At 32.6% G+C, this 14,122-nt stretch carries 15 protein-coding genes; 13 read left to right on the plus strand and 2 right to left on the minus strand.

What is annotated here, in order from left to right:
- From aroF to SSOP1_RS01550, 7 genes are read left to right on the plus strand one after another with little or no spacing between them, the layout of a single operon-like run.
- The gene (gene aroF / locus SSOP1_RS01520) at positions 1 to 996 is read left to right on the plus strand and encodes a 3-deoxy-7-phosphoheptulonate synthase (RefSeq protein ID WP_009990596.1); all 996 of its coding nucleotides are present in this window, start codon (positions 1 to 3) and stop codon (positions 994 to 996) included.
- A complete protein-coding gene (aroB, locus tag SSOP1_RS01525; RefSeq protein ID WP_009990597.1) occupies positions 993 to 2,057 on the plus strand; it encodes a 3-dehydroquinate synthase in 1,065 nt (354 codons plus the stop codon). Before aroF ends, aroB begins: the two co-directional genes overlap by 4 nt.
- On the plus strand, positions 2,042 to 2,851 hold the full coding sequence (locus SSOP1_RS01530; RefSeq protein ID WP_009990598.1) for a shikimate dehydrogenase family protein: 810 nt from the start codon (positions 2,042 to 2,044) through the stop codon (positions 2,849 to 2,851). The genes aroB and SSOP1_RS01530 overlap by 16 nt, the downstream gene beginning before the upstream one ends.
- On the plus strand, positions 2,829 to 4,004 hold the full coding sequence (aroC, locus tag SSOP1_RS01535) for a chorismate synthase (RefSeq protein ID WP_009990599.1): 1,176 nt from the start codon (positions 2,829 to 2,831) through the stop codon (positions 4,002 to 4,004). The genes SSOP1_RS01530 and aroC overlap by 23 nt, the downstream gene beginning before the upstream one ends.
- Positions 3,974 to 4,780, plus strand: a complete 807-nt coding sequence (locus SSOP1_RS01540; RefSeq protein ID WP_009990600.1) for a shikimate kinase — start codon at positions 3,974 to 3,976, stop codon at positions 4,778 to 4,780. The genes aroC and SSOP1_RS01540 overlap by 31 nt, the downstream gene beginning before the upstream one ends.
- Positions 4,749 to 5,993 (plus strand): 3-phosphoshikimate 1-carboxyvinyltransferase, encoded by a 1,245-nt coding sequence (gene aroA, locus SSOP1_RS01545; RefSeq protein WP_009990601.1) that lies wholly within the window; start codon positions 4,749 to 4,751, stop codon positions 5,991 to 5,993. Before SSOP1_RS01540 ends, aroA begins: the two co-directional genes overlap by 32 nt.
- Positions 5,990 to 6,652 carry a type I 3-dehydroquinate dehydratase gene (locus tag SSOP1_RS01550; RefSeq protein WP_009990602.1) on the plus strand — a complete coding sequence of 221 codons (663 nt, stop codon included), beginning with the start codon at positions 5,990 to 5,992 and terminating at the stop codon, positions 6,650 to 6,652. Before aroA ends, SSOP1_RS01550 begins: the two co-directional genes overlap by 4 nt.
- Here the strand turns inward: SSOP1_RS01550 and SSOP1_RS01555 are convergent.
- Positions 6,613 to 6,927 carry a Rieske (2Fe-2S) protein gene (locus SSOP1_RS01555; RefSeq protein WP_010922935.1) on the minus strand — a complete coding sequence of 105 codons (315 nt, stop codon included), beginning with the start codon at positions 6,925 to 6,927 and terminating at the stop codon, positions 6,613 to 6,615. The two genes, SSOP1_RS01550 and SSOP1_RS01555, sit on opposite strands and share 40 nt — an antisense overlap.
- A 265-nt stretch (positions 6,928 to 7,192) precedes the next feature.
- On the opposite strand from SSOP1_RS01555, the gene SSOP1_RS01560 reads away from it, so the two are divergent.
- The 4 genes from SSOP1_RS01560 (at position 7,193) to SSOP1_RS01575 (ending at position 10,365) form a co-directional block, all read left to right on the plus strand.
- Positions 7,193 to 7,486 (plus strand): hypothetical protein, encoded by a 294-nt coding sequence (locus SSOP1_RS01560; RefSeq protein WP_009990604.1) that lies wholly within the window; start codon positions 7,193 to 7,195, stop codon positions 7,484 to 7,486.
- 1 nt (position 7,487) lies between these two features.
- A complete protein-coding gene (locus SSOP1_RS01565; RefSeq protein WP_009990605.1) occupies positions 7,488 to 9,140 on the plus strand; it encodes a helicase C-terminal domain-containing protein in 1,653 nt (550 codons plus the stop codon).
- Between the two features lie 7 nt (positions 9,141 to 9,147).
- A complete protein-coding gene (locus tag SSOP1_RS01570; protein ID WP_009990606.1) occupies positions 9,148 to 9,942 on the plus strand; it encodes a thioredoxin family protein in 795 nt (264 codons plus the stop codon).
- A gap of 204 nt (positions 9,943 to 10,146) precedes the next feature.
- Positions 10,147 to 10,365 carry a sulfurtransferase TusA family protein gene (locus tag SSOP1_RS01575; RefSeq protein WP_009990607.1) on the plus strand — a complete coding sequence of 73 codons (219 nt, stop codon included), beginning with the start codon at positions 10,147 to 10,149 and terminating at the stop codon, positions 10,363 to 10,365.
- A 4-nt stretch (positions 10,366 to 10,369) separates the two neighbouring features.
- Here SSOP1_RS01575 and SSOP1_RS01580 read toward each other — a convergent pair whose 3' ends face one another.
- A complete protein-coding gene (locus SSOP1_RS01580; protein WP_010922937.1) occupies positions 10,370 to 12,292 on the minus strand; it encodes a hypothetical protein in 1,923 nt (640 codons plus the stop codon).
- A gap of 64 nt (positions 12,293 to 12,356) precedes the next feature.
- Between SSOP1_RS01580 and SSOP1_RS01585 the strand changes: the two genes are divergently transcribed.
- On the plus strand, positions 12,357 to 12,992 hold the full coding sequence (locus SSOP1_RS01585; protein WP_009990609.1) for a superoxide dismutase: 636 nt from the start codon (positions 12,357 to 12,359) through the stop codon (positions 12,990 to 12,992).
- A gap of 34 nt (positions 12,993 to 13,026) precedes the next feature.
- Entirely contained in the window at positions 13,027 to 14,112 is a 1,086-nt protein-coding gene (locus SSOP1_RS01590) for a nucleotidyltransferase family protein (protein WP_009990610.1), read from the plus strand.
- The last annotated feature ends 10 nt before the right edge of the window (positions 14,113 to 14,122 follow it).

A 14,122-nucleotide genomic window follows, 5' to 3' on the forward strand; every position in this document is an offset into this window, starting at 1 on the left:
ATGATCTTATATGTCCTTAAGGATAGAGCTGATTACTCTATACTAATAGAAAAGCTAAATGAAAACTCAGCATCTTTCAAGATATTAAACCTATATGGTAAAAACTTAATATTAGCATGGCCAGATCAGAACGTGAAAGGTATCATTGATAATAGTATAGAAATGGCTGTGGAAGTAAAGAAAAGCTATGTATTAGCTGGTAATGATTGGAAAAAGCAACCAACAGTGGTAAATGTAAAAGATGTAGAAATTGGAAGCAAAAAGGTAATAGTAGCTGCAGGTCCTTGTGCAGTAGAAAATGAAGAACAAGTCCTTACTACTGCTAAGGCTGTAAAAAGGGCTGGAGCATCATTACTTAGAGGAGGGGCTTACAAACCTAGGACAAGTCCATATTCCTTCCAAGGTCTCGGAGAAGAAGGGGTGAAAATCTTGAGGAGAGTAGGAGATGAAGTAGGCTTACCTATTGTCACAGAAATAATGGATACAAGAGATTCCAATATATTTAGCCAATATGTTGATATGATACAGATTGGAGCCAGAAACGCACAGAACTTCTCTTTATTGAAGGAAGTTGGAAAGTTAGGTAAACCAGTACTACTTAAGCGAGGTATGGGAAATACAGTAGAGGAATGGCTTCAAGCTGCAGAGTACATTTTACTAGAGGGAAATGGCAATACAGTATTATGCGAAAGAGGAATAAGAACATTTGAAAAGTCAACTAGGTTTACGTTAGATATAGGTGGGATGGTAGCTGCTAAACTAATGACACATTTGCCCATCTGTGCTGATCCAAGTCATCCTGCGGGAAAAAGAGAATTGGTACACTCTTTAGCACTAGCTGCAGTCGCTGCTGGTGCGGATATGTTATTAATTGAAGTTCATCCACATCCAGAAAAGGCATTAAGTGATTCAGAGCAACAACTTACACCGGAATCATTCGAAGTTCTAATGAATCGAATTAGAACGCTAGCTAGAGCTTTAGGGAGAGATGCATGAGGGAAATCTTAGAAGATATTTGTTGCTCTGAAGTAAGAGTAGTAGTAGGAGAGGGATCACTTTCAAAATTATCTAAGATTAAAGACAATAACGCTGCAGTTATCTATTCAAGAAAAATTAGTATAGCAGATAAAATTAATAAATATTTACCAAATGCATACTTCATCCCAATTAATGATGGTGAAAGTACTAAAGAATTATCTAGTGTAATATCTTTAGTAGAAAAGCTATTTGAAAAGAATTTCGATAGGGGGGATTATATTATAGGTGTTGGTGGTGGAACGGTAACTGATGTAGCTGGTTTCTTAGCATCTATATATTTAAGAGGATTAAATCTGATAAACGTACCAACGACCTTCTTAGGCATGGTCGATGCAGCAATAGGGGGTAAGAATGGAGTAAATTTCAATAATATAAAGAACTTAATTGGAACATTCTATCAACCAAGTATGATAATTTCCGATTTAGAATTTTTGGAAACTCTACCAATAGAAGAACTAAAGAAGGGATTAGCTGAAGTAATTAAATATGGCTTAACTTTAGATAAAGAATTATATGATTACTTGTCTTTAAATAAGGAGAAGATACTAAATAAAGATAAACAAGCATTAGAAGATATAATCTTTAGATCTACACTTGATAAACTAAGTATTGTAAAAGAAGATGAGAGAGAGACTAAAGGAATACGAATAGTTCTAAATTTCGGCCATACGATAGGTCATGCTATAGAAGCTGGATCCTCTTTTAATGTTCCACATGGCTACGCTATCTCTGTAGGAATGGTTTGTGAGGCTAAGATGGCGGAAGAGTTAGGTTATGCAGAGGAAGGAGTAGTAGAAGATGTGTTATGGCTATTACAGATTTATGGTTTACCTTACGATATATCTCAAATAGATGCCCCAGTAGATCTTAAACTAGCATTAAATGCTATTAATATGGATAAAAAACATAGGAAAGATGTAATTTTGATACCGTTTCCTACTAGAATAGGTAGCTGGAAAAAAGTTGAAGTTCCTCTAGATACCGTAAAGGGGTTTGCCGAACAATGCTTGAAGAAATAAATTATGATACTAAGTTATTCGGTCTAATAGGTAAAAACATAAAGTACACGCTATCCCCTTATATTCATAATTTCTCATTTAGAACACTAGGAATAAATGCAGTTTATCTAGTTTTTGATCTCGACGAAATGAAATTCAAGCGTAGTATTAGTGGGATATTGGAAATTGCAGAAGGACTTAATGTTACGATACCGTATAAGGATGAAGTAATGAAATATTTGGATAATACTGATACGCACTCCACGAGAATTCAAGCTGTAAATACAATATATAAAAAAAGTGGTTATAACACTGATTATTTAGCAATAAAAAATCTTGTAAGAAAGAAGATTAAGAATGTATCTGGCTACGAATGTTACATATATGGGGCTGGAGGTGCAGCAAAAGCAGCAGCTTTTGCGTTATCTGAATTAGGATGCTCTAGTATTAGTATTGTGAATAGAACAAAATCAAGGGCTTATGAGTTAGCTGAATTATTAAATAAGAACGGTTATAACGCGTCAATTAAAGAGAATTGCAACATTACAAATAATATACTTATTGTCAATAGCACTCCTAATTCTTCTGTAGTCCCAGAGGACTGTGTTAAAAAATCTGATCTTGTTATAGAATTTGTTTATAGACCAGTTGAGACTGAGTTAATTAAAAATGCTAAAAAATATGGTATACAATATATAAACGGTCTAGAAATTTTAGTGAATCAAGCTGTAGAAGCGGAGAAGATATGGTTTAATAAGAGTGTGGCAGATGAAAAGATTATAGAGTATCTTTATGCCAGGGAACTCGTTTGGTAAACTATTTAGAATAACCACTTTTGGAGAGAGCCATGGTCCTGCAGTAGGTGTAGTCATAGACGGTGTTCCTGCCGGTTTACCATTAACTGTTGAAGATATAAAGTTCGAATTAGAATTTAGAAGACCAGGTAGACTATACGTTTCTGGAAGGAGAGAAAAAGATGAGCCGGAAATATTAAGTGGGATCTTTAATAATAGAACTACCGGATCTCCAATAGCAGTTATAGTACGAAATACTGATGTAATATCAAGTTTTTATGACGAGATTAAATATAAACCAAGACCAGGACATGCAGACCTTCCATTTATAATGAAATATGGATATGAAAATTGGGATTATAGGGGAGGTGGAAGAGCAAGTGCTAGAGAAACTGTAAGTAGAGTTATAGCTGGTGCAGTAGCTAAGAAGTTACTTATGCTAACAGATACTTGGATAGCTGGCCATCTTAGAAGTTTAGGCCCAGAAGAGTTGAGTGAAGAGGTAACATTTGAGGAGGTTCTATGCTCAAAATATAGCCCAGTAAGAGCTAGTAAAAAAGACCTTGAGGAAAAATATGAAGCATTAATAAAGAAAGCTACTCAAGAAGGGGATAGCTATGGCGGAATAGCTGAAGTAATAGCCAAGAATCCACCAATAGGTTTAGGAGAACCAGTCTTTGATAAGATGAAAGCTGAATTGGCTAAAGCAATAATGTCGATCCCTGCTGTGATGGGCTTCGAGTATGGTTTAGGTTTTATTGCTAGTAAAATGAAAGGAAGTGAGGCTAATGACGAGATTATAAGAAAGAATAATAGAATTGGCTGGAAGTACAATTACGCTGGAGGCATTTTAGGTGGTTTAACAAATGGTGAAGATCTTATAGTGAGATGTGCATTTAAACCTACTAGCTCGATTAGAAAGCCTCAAAAGACCATAGATTTAAGGAACTTAGAGGAGAGTTATATTTCAGTAATTGGCAGACACGACCCAGCTGTAGCAATTAGGGGAGTTACTGTTGTAGAATCAATGGTAGCGTTAACCATAGTAGACCATGCAATGCGTGCAGGAGCTATTCCACTAGTTAAACTTACAGAGGACCAAGCTAATACAATACAGCAACGTTGGGAGAGGTATGTGAAATCATGCAAGCCTATGGAGGAGTCTCAATCGTAAACGCACTACCATCTTGGTATGGCTCATCTATGGCAATCAATTTGAAGGTAAAAGTAGAAATTAGAGAAGGTAAGAGAGTTTATTCTCAAGAGAGTGAACTAATTAAGACCATTCTTAATTACTTTAAAGAAAAATATTCAATACCGGATATTGAAGTTGATATTGAATCTGAACTTCCACAAAAGAGTGGACTAAAAAGCAGTAGTGCAGTTTCTGTAGCCCTAATAGCGGAGATTGCAAAGCAATATGATCTAAGGAATATTAACCCTCCAATATTATCTGCGATACTTTCACTGAAAGCTGGAGTGTCATATACCGGGGCACTTGATGATGCAGTTGCATCATATTGTGGAGGAATAGCATTCACTTATAATAAGATGTTTAGAATAGTAAAGTTAGAGAATCTTGAGGATAATTTATCGATCCTCATATTAGCTAAGGGAGGGAGACAAAAACCTGTTAATCTAAACGAGCTAAGAAAATATAGTCACGTCTTTGAAGAAATTTTTAAGATAGCACTTAAGGATTACTTGACTGCTATGAAGATGAATGGAATATTGATTGCTAATATTTTAGGCTATTCATTAGAACCAATAGAAATTGCACTGAAAAAAGGAGCGTTAGCTGCCGGGATTAGTGGAAATGGGCCTTCATATTTTGCAGTTTCTAAGAATGGAGAAGAAGGTCCGATATACGAAAGTCTTAAGAAATTTGGAGATGTTATTATAGTTAGGCCTGTAAGTCTTGATTGTAAAGATTTATCCATCAAAGATTAGTGGAATAATAAAAGCTCCTCAATCAAAAAGTCTAGCTATTAGGTTAATTTTTCTTTCACTTTTCACTAGAGTATATCTTCATAACTTAGTTCTATCGGAAGATGTTATAGACGCTATAAAATCAGTAAGAGCATTAGGAGTAAAGGTAAAAAACAATTCTGAATTTATACCTCCAGAGAAATTAGAAATTAAGGAGAGGTTTATAAAATTAAAAGGTTCCGCTACTACTCTTAGAATGCTTATTCCAATATTAGCCGCAATAGGCGGAGAAGTGACAATTGATGCAGATGAGAGTTTAAGAAGGAGACCTTTAAACAGAATCGTACAAGCATTAAGTAACTACGGTATATCCTTTTCTTCTTACAGTTTGCCTTTGACTATCACGGGAAAGTTAAGTAGTAATGAGATAAAGATTTCTGGTGATGAGAGTAGTCAATATATTTCTGGCTTAATATACGCACTTCATATTCTAAATGGCGGTAGTATTGAAATATTGCCCCCCATTTCATCTAAAAGTTATATTCTGCTTACAATAGATTTATTTAAGAGATTTGGTTCTGATGTTAAGTTTTATGGTAGTAAGATTCATGTTAATCCCAATAATTTGGTTGAATTTCAAGGCGAAGTGGCGGGAGATTATGGTTTAGCCTCGTTTTACGCGCTTTCTGCATTAGTTAGTGGTGGAGGAATTACAATAACTAATTTGTGGGAGCCGAAGGAATATTTTGGTGATCATAGTATTGTTAAAATATTTAGTGAGATGGGCGCTTCCAGTGAATATAAAGACGGTAGATGGTTTGTCAAGGCTAAAGATAAATATTCTCCCATAAAAATTGATATAGATGACGCACCTGACCTGGCTATGACAATTGCGGGATTATCTGCAATAGCGGAGGGAACAAGTGAAATTATAGGGATCGAAAGATTGAGGATTAAGGAAAGTGATAGAATTGAAAGTATAAGGAAAATCTTAGGATTATATGGTGTAGGTAGTGAAGTAAAGTATAATTCTATTCTGATATTCGGAATTAACAAGGGTATGTTAAACTCTCCAGTTACAGACTGTTTGAATGATCACAGAGTTGCTATGATGTCGTCAGCCTTAGCTTTAGTGAATGGTGGGGTAATTACATCAGCTGAATGTGTAGGTAAAAGTAATCCTAATTACTGGCAAGATTTATTATCACTAAATGCGAAGATTTCTATTGAATGAGACCATTAATTGTAGCTTCATTACCAATTAAAAAGATAGAAGACTTAAAACTTATAGAAAATTTTTTAGATGCAGATCTAATAGAACTAAGACTTGATTATCTAAGAGAAAGAGAAGTCAGTTTGATATCTGACTATTATGAATTTTTAGATAAATATAAAAAGAAGTTAATAGTAACGTTAAGAGATAAAGGGGAGGGAGGAATAAATCAATTAGCGGATGAATTAAAGATAAAAATTTTAAATGAACTCTACGAGAGACAATATCTGTATGATATAGAGGTTTCATTTCTTCAAAAATATGATATACCATACGATAATAGGATAGTTTCTGTCCACTATTTTAATTATCTTCCAACTCTAGAGAAGATAAAGGAAATTGTTAGCAAGTTTTCCGAAAAAGCGTTCAGCGTTAAGATTGCAGTTCCTAGTCTAAAAGGATATAAGGAGGTACTCTTACCTCTTCTTGAATATGAAAACGTAACCGTAATTCCAATGAGTAATAATTCTTTAGAGAGGATCGCAGTGGGTCTACTGGGCTCAAAGTTAGTTTATTCGTACGCAATTGAACCTTTAGCACAAGGGCAACTTTACTATAAAAAAGTTATCCAGATTTTTAATTATATTAACGATATAACAACTTCATCTTTAGTTACTTGAACTCTGTATACTTTTATAGGCTTTTTGGAAGCTCCCTTTTTAGGTTCTCCACTATATATAGAAAAATGAGAAAAGTGACATTGACATACTAATTCTTCTTTTATGATAACGCCATATTTTGAAAGATCACAACCTAAATGCGGGCATTTATTATCAAAAACAAAAAATCTATCTACTCCTAGATAAAAAACGACTAATTCACGTCCATTAGGCAGTATAATTTTTCTCTTTTCACCAGTCTTAAAATCAGTTCTACTTATCCTTATATACTCCACGACTTTAATTATGAGCTAACGGAGAAATTAAAGCAAACTATGTGTTAAGCATAAAAATAAGACTCTTATATAATAACATAACTTTAATAGAGTTATTGCTCTAAAAGGTAATGCCAAAATTCTTCCTTATAGGTCATTTAATCTTGATAATCAAATGGCAAGATTTAAACATAATAGGTGTAGAATAATAAAAACTGCTTAAAAGATTATGAACAAACAATTTATAAGATTGGGAGCAAAATAAGTAGATTAGAGGAAATCGAAGATGTTAGAAATAAGTGAGGATCTTAAAGCAAAGCTTGATTATAGAATCTTTGAGATAGTTCAAAACTCACCTACTACCGAAATTAGAGCCATAATCATAACCTCTTTACCACCGTCAAGTGAGATATTAAATGAGGTCCAAAAAGAATCATTAAAGATAGAAAGAGTATTTAATATAATGAACGTCATTAAAGTCAGAGGAAAAGCAAAGACTATTGCATCCTTACTAGATAAATCCTTTGTGAAGTATATAATGCTAGAAGAAGTTATAGTAAACACTCCACAATTAATCTAATGTGGAACTTAGAGAGTGGCAAAGCAAAATAGCTGAGAAAATTGTAGAAGCATTAAGAAATAATTTTTTAGTTTCATTGCAAGCTCCTACGGGTAGTGGTAAGACTTTATTTGCACTTTACACTGCTCTTAAGGTTAAGCCAAAAGTAGCGTTTGTTGTAAGAACTCATAACGAATTTTTCCCAGTTTACAGAGAACTATCTTTACACTTTAAGGATAAAAAATACGGATTTTTAGTAGGTAAATCCTCTGCGTGTGTTTTTAGTTCATCTGACGTTGATGCTCAAGATATATATTGTAATGGATGTGAAATTTTTAACGCGTCCGCAGTTACCGTAACTGATTCGCCAAAGGTAAGTCTGAATAAGCTAAAGGAGGAGGGTAAAAAATTAGGATTTTGCCCTTATTATTCTCTTCTGGAGACCATAAAAACCGCTGATGTGATATTACTCACATATCCTTATCTGTTTATACCTTGGCTTAGAGAATCTTTAGATATTAATTGGGAGGACTATGTTGTTATAGTAGACGAGGCTCATAATATAGAGAACGTTTCTAATATAGAAGAGAAAAAACTAAACAAAAGAATTATAGAGATGGCAATTTCCCAATCTCACTCACAAAATGTGAAAGTAATATTGGAAAGACTTAAGGAAAATGTTGAAAAGGCAGTTTATTCAGAGGATAAATATATACTTATTGAAAAGGATAAATTAGACAATATACTACCTTCTAATGAAGAAATCGAGATTTTATCGGAAGAATATGATGAAATTAGGAAGATTATGATAAAAAATAAGACGGTAAGTAGGAATTATCTCGGATCGATTTTGAGGTTTTTTGATTTAGTTAATGATGAAGGAATTAGAGTTTTTTCATATTCTGGTTCCTTGATTGCAAAATATATAATACCCTCTTACTTTACTGATATACTTAACGATGAGAAAATTACGTATATGCTGATGTCCGGTACTATGCAACCCTTAGATTATCTTAGAAATATTATAGGAATTAAAAGGAAAATATTATATATTGATGCAGAAAAGGTTATGAAAAAAAGATTAACTGGGACATATGAGTGTCTTATATCTATTGATGTTACAACTACTTATAGTTTAAGATCGGAACAAATGGCACGTAAATATGCATCATATTTACTAAAAATTTTCTATAATTCTAGAAGACATGTTCTAGCTATATTTCCTAGCTATGAATTTATGAGAATAGTATCTAAATTTCTAAATATAAGATATTTGGCAGAAGATACAGAAACTAGTATCGAAGAGATAATGAGCAATCTGAAAAAAGAAAAAACAATTATCATGGGTATAGCAAGGGGTAAGTTAGCTGAAGGAATTGAAATAGTTGAAAATGGATCTAGTCTAATATCAGATGTGGCAATGGTAGGTATCCCTTATCCTCCAATAGATGATTACTTAAAGATACGAGTTGAGGAGATATCAAAAATCTTGAAAAAGGATATTAGTAACGAATTAATCAGTATACAAGCATTAATTGCTGTAAAACAATCCATAGGTAGGGCCATAAGGGGTCCAACGGATAATGCAACTATATGGCTTCTTGATAAAAGATATGATAGTCTATGGTGGAAGAAAGAACTTAATTGCTTGAATGCAAGGAAAATTAAACTGTGAAATAGAAATGGAAGTGCAGATTTTTACTCATAAAAACTGTGTAGAATGTAACATGCTTCTTGAGTATCTAGAGAATAAAGGACTATTGGGTAAAGTAAAAATCATTGATACCGAATTATATCCATTTTTAGCTTTCGAAAAAGGTGTAATTTCAACACCGTCCATTTTTATTGATGGGAAGTTGGTATATGCTGGTATTGTAGATTTTGAGGAGTTTGAAAGAATTTTAAGTGGGCAAAAGGTGACTAAACAAATAGATAAGGCTAGTTTGGTTGAAAAATTGATGCTTGGAATAGTGGATTCTTTTGCAGCAACAGCTTGGTTATATATTAACCGCGACTTTGATTCGTTTTTGGCTCAAAAGGATTTCGTAATGGCAGTAACTGGATTATCACTTTTGGACGAGAGGGAAGGGGATGAATACTATAATTACCTGAGAAATGTGATGGTAAAAGAAGGAGATAGGTATTTGGAGGAATGGAAACCTAGAATGCTAAGGAATATATCGTCTAATTTCATTAGGGAAATATTTTGGCTATATGAGAGAAAAATAAGTAAGGAAACACTCACGCAGAAATATCCAGTAGAAGTTTTCGCCCATTGGTTGATGATAAGAAGTGGTGCAGTAGGAAGAGTGGGTCTAAGAATCTATCCACTTTCTGACTCCACTGTAATGAAAAGGGTATTAGAGGCATACAATTTCATGTTAGAGAATTACGATGAGATATTTAATAAGGTTCAAAAAGAACAAATGGAGCTCAAGACTAAAAACAAAGAGCAAGTAAGGTATTTGCAACTTTAAAACCTAACCATTAAAGCTATGCTTTGTGGACTTGTAAAATTTTAGCAAACATTTAAGATATCTCACAAGCCTAAATTGTAGGCCTTGAGATTAATTGAAAGGGAAGATAATAGTGGTTTAGTGTAAAAATATTCAACAGATTAACTACGCATTAAAGCTAAAAGTGTTTTAAACTTTTTAATCTCAGTTAAAATAACTCATTTTATGGAGAAATTAGATCTTAGGGGAAAGCCTTGTGAAGAATTTATTCTAGAGATTTCAAAATACCTAGTAGCAATGAAAGTAGGTGATAGTATATTAATACTAACTGATAAAGACAGAGTCCTCTGTACTCATCAACTTCTAAGAAATGCTCCTAGATATCTTTTTAAAGCAGATCTAGTAGACGATCATGCGGAAATTACTATAAAAAGACTAAGATAGAGAACTATCTCATGTAACAAATTGAGTCATTAACAACTCTTAAGTTCGTACCCTTTTCTTGAAGTACCAGATCTATGAACTTACCATAATCTAAGGCTATCCCCAACTCGCTGAGTTTTATACATCCCTCTTCTATTACTTTTTGCAAGATGAGATCATAGTTATCGTTAATCAAATTAATAACATCGGCAATTTCACTCTTATGTGCTATTATGCTAGACAAATCTTGAATTACTTGGAAAGATGAGGATAACGTCTCTATTCTCTTACATATTGGCTTAGTGGAGTCGTTTATTTCTTTCTCAAGTAAGTTAATAAGATCAAATTCTTTATATCTACTTAATGAAGGTATCTCATTCTTGATGTATTCGTATTCCTCTTTAACTTTAGCTAACACAATAGAAGCTGTTTTTAAGCCTTGTTCTAAAAATTCTTTACTTTTTACCACAAATATAGCTGGTTTTTCATCACTAAGCTTTATTATGTTTTTCAACAATTCTTGATTTGCATTTAAATTAAGTGAATTAGATAGCTGTAAAAACTTTAGCATCAGTTCTGTACAAGTTTTGCAAGTTTCTAAATTTTCTTTATTAAGTAACCTATTAAAATACTTGATTGACATTTCTATATTAAATCTTATATCAGTTATTTCGTTATTATACTTCTTGCCTAATAACAACTCTAATGAATTATATATAGATTCGATATATTTATACAATATTTGGACATTTACATTTACTCTAGATAGTAATTTTCTTATCTTAATTACTCCTTCATCATTAATTTTTATAGCTTCAGATAATGGTTCTATTTTATCTAACACGATACCATAATTTTTAATTTCATCTACGATTTCATTATATCGTGAAATTTGATCGAAGAGATAATCATTAATACTTCTCTCTAACTCTAATCTTTTAGCGTTTAATTCCAGCTCGAGATTTTGCAAAGTCTTCATATCAGATATATTTTCTAGATTACTTGAAATATCAGCAAAGAACTTATTATACTTTTGAATTAAAGGAGTTAGTTCTATATCATTAGTATCCTTTATAACTAATTTTATCTTTTCTAGTACTCCTTTTAGTTCATCTAGATTTTCAATAATTCTTTTTCTTGTATCAACTAATTCTTTTTTAATATAAAAATTGGCTTTAATCAGTGATACTATAGAAGGAATTATATTTAAAATTATCGTTAATAACCCAGTTAAGGTTATTATTTCTAAAGCCTGACCATTTAGATAAAGAAAGATAGAAAGTGGAATACTTCCAATTAAACTATATAGTTGACTTATACCAAATAATATACCAGCTGCTAGAGCTAATATAATAGATACCCAGAGCGAATAGTTATGTAATATGTATGATGTTGTGTTGTAGCTTAAAATGCTAGGTACTATTAGTATTAGTAGAGGTAATACGGAAAGAATATTTACTGTAATTCTACTATTCTTTTCAGCAATTCCAAACGGTAAAAACAATAGAAAGAAAGGATTATATATTGATAAAAGTATAGAACTAGATGTTATTACACCTCCTATGGAACTATATTTTAAAATAGAAAATAGCGGGATTATGAATATAAAAATTAATGCTACCAGTAATTCTATTAGATATTCAATTGAGTAGCCTTGAATCAGAGGTAATAATGTAATATTGTATAATGTCTTAAAAACTACTGCACTTTCTATAATATATATCGCTAAAAATATTATAGAAAGAGGTTTGTAGAAGAAAAATGAAATTACTGAGATAATAGCTATAACAAAATACACGTAATCAATAGGTAAAAACGAAAAGAAGATTTTGTATGACAGAATTGCATTAATAACTGCAACTATTACTCTATTTATATATTCATATACAATATCACTATTTGCCTCCATGTTCTTTATAAACATACTTAGAATAATATTATCTCTCAAAGATATATATGGTTTACTAGCTTTAGTAAGTTAAAGATATAAACGGTTCTTCATATCTATACCTATGACTCTCCAAATTCAGTTTAAAAAGTACGAGCTACCTCCATTACCCTACAAGATAGATGCATTAGAACCGTATATAAGTAAAGATATAATTGATGTACATTATAACGGACATCATAAAGGCTATGTAAATGGAGCAAATTCACTCCTAGAAAGACTAGAAAAAGTAGTAAAAGGAGATTTACAAACAGGGCAATATGATATTCAAGGTATTATACGTGGTCTTACGTTTAACATTAATGGACACAAGTTACACGCCTTGTATTGGGAAAATATGGCACCAAGTGGAAAAGGTGGTGGAAAACCTGGTGGTGCACTAGCAGACTTAATAAACAAGCAATATGGTAGTTTTGATAGGTTTAAGCAAGTATTTACTGAAACTGCTAATTCACTACCCGGGACTGGTTGGGCTGTTCTCTATTACGATACTGAGTCTGGCAATTTGCAAATTATGACGTTCGAAAATCACTTCCAAAATCATATAGCGGAAATACCAATAATATTAATACTAGATGAGTTCGAGCATGCGTACTATCTTCAGTATAAGAACAAGAGAGCTGATTACGTTAATGCTTGGTGGAATGTAGTAAATTGGGATGCAGCGGAAAAGAAGTTACAGAAATATTTAACGAAGTAAATAGTTTTTTATCTATTATCGCATTTTTCTTAGTATGGTATCCGCAATTGTACTAGCTGGAGGTTATGCTACTAGACTTAGGCCTTTAAGTTTGACTAAACCGAAAGCTCTTTTCCCCATTTTAAACAAACCTATACTGGGTTACATTTTGGAAAGTCTTATCAATTCCGATGTTAGTGATATATATTTATCATTAAGAGTAATGGCTGACAAGATAATCGATTACTTAAAGGATACTAGCATGCTAGATAAGGTTAAGATAGAAGTTGAAAGTGAACCTTTAGGTGATGCAGGACCTTTAAAATTGATCTCCCAGAAGTATAATTTAGATGATGACGTTTTGGTCATATATGGAGATATATATAGTGAGATAAATATAAAATCCCTTCTCGATTTTTATTATAAAAAGAGTTGTGATGCAGTAGTAGTTGGTACGGAAGTTGAAGATCCGAGAAGATATGGTGTACTTTATACAGAAAATGATGTCTTAGTAGAGTTAATAGAAAAACCTAAAAAACCTATAAGCAATTTGATTAACGGAGGAGTATATATTTTTAAAAAGGATCTATTCAAGTTAGTAGAAACTCCATCTTCTATTAGTAAGGATTTTTTACCTAAGCTACTTAGAACTAAGTCCATTTCAGTGTATAAATATCACGGGATATGGGCAGATATAGGAGTCCCAGACGACTATCTTAGACTCAATTTTGAAGTATTAGTACAGAAATACCCTAAGGGTTATATAAACTCGTCAGCTAAGGTCAGTGAAAAATCTACGCTTATTCCGCCCTATTATATTGGTTCGAAAAATGTTATTGGAGAGGATGCATATATTACCTCTAATACTATTTTGGGTAATGATGTAGAAATAGGAAAAGGAACATACATATCTGAGAGTATACTAATGAATAAAGTGCAAGTTAAAGAATATACATATATCTCAGGATCTATAATAGCTGACAAAACTAAGATAGGGAGATGGAATCATATATTAGATGGGTCTATTTTAGGTGAAGAGGTAATTACTAGCGATGGAGTACTTATAAATCGACGTACGATAATCTTGCCTAATAAGGAAGTGAAGGAACACGTTTATGATAAAGGCAAAATAATACTATAAGGTGACAATT

This window comes from Saccharolobus solfataricus, from assembly GCF_900079115.1.
Lineage (GTDB): Archaea > Thermoproteota > Thermoprotei_A > Sulfolobales > Sulfolobaceae > Saccharolobus > Saccharolobus solfataricus.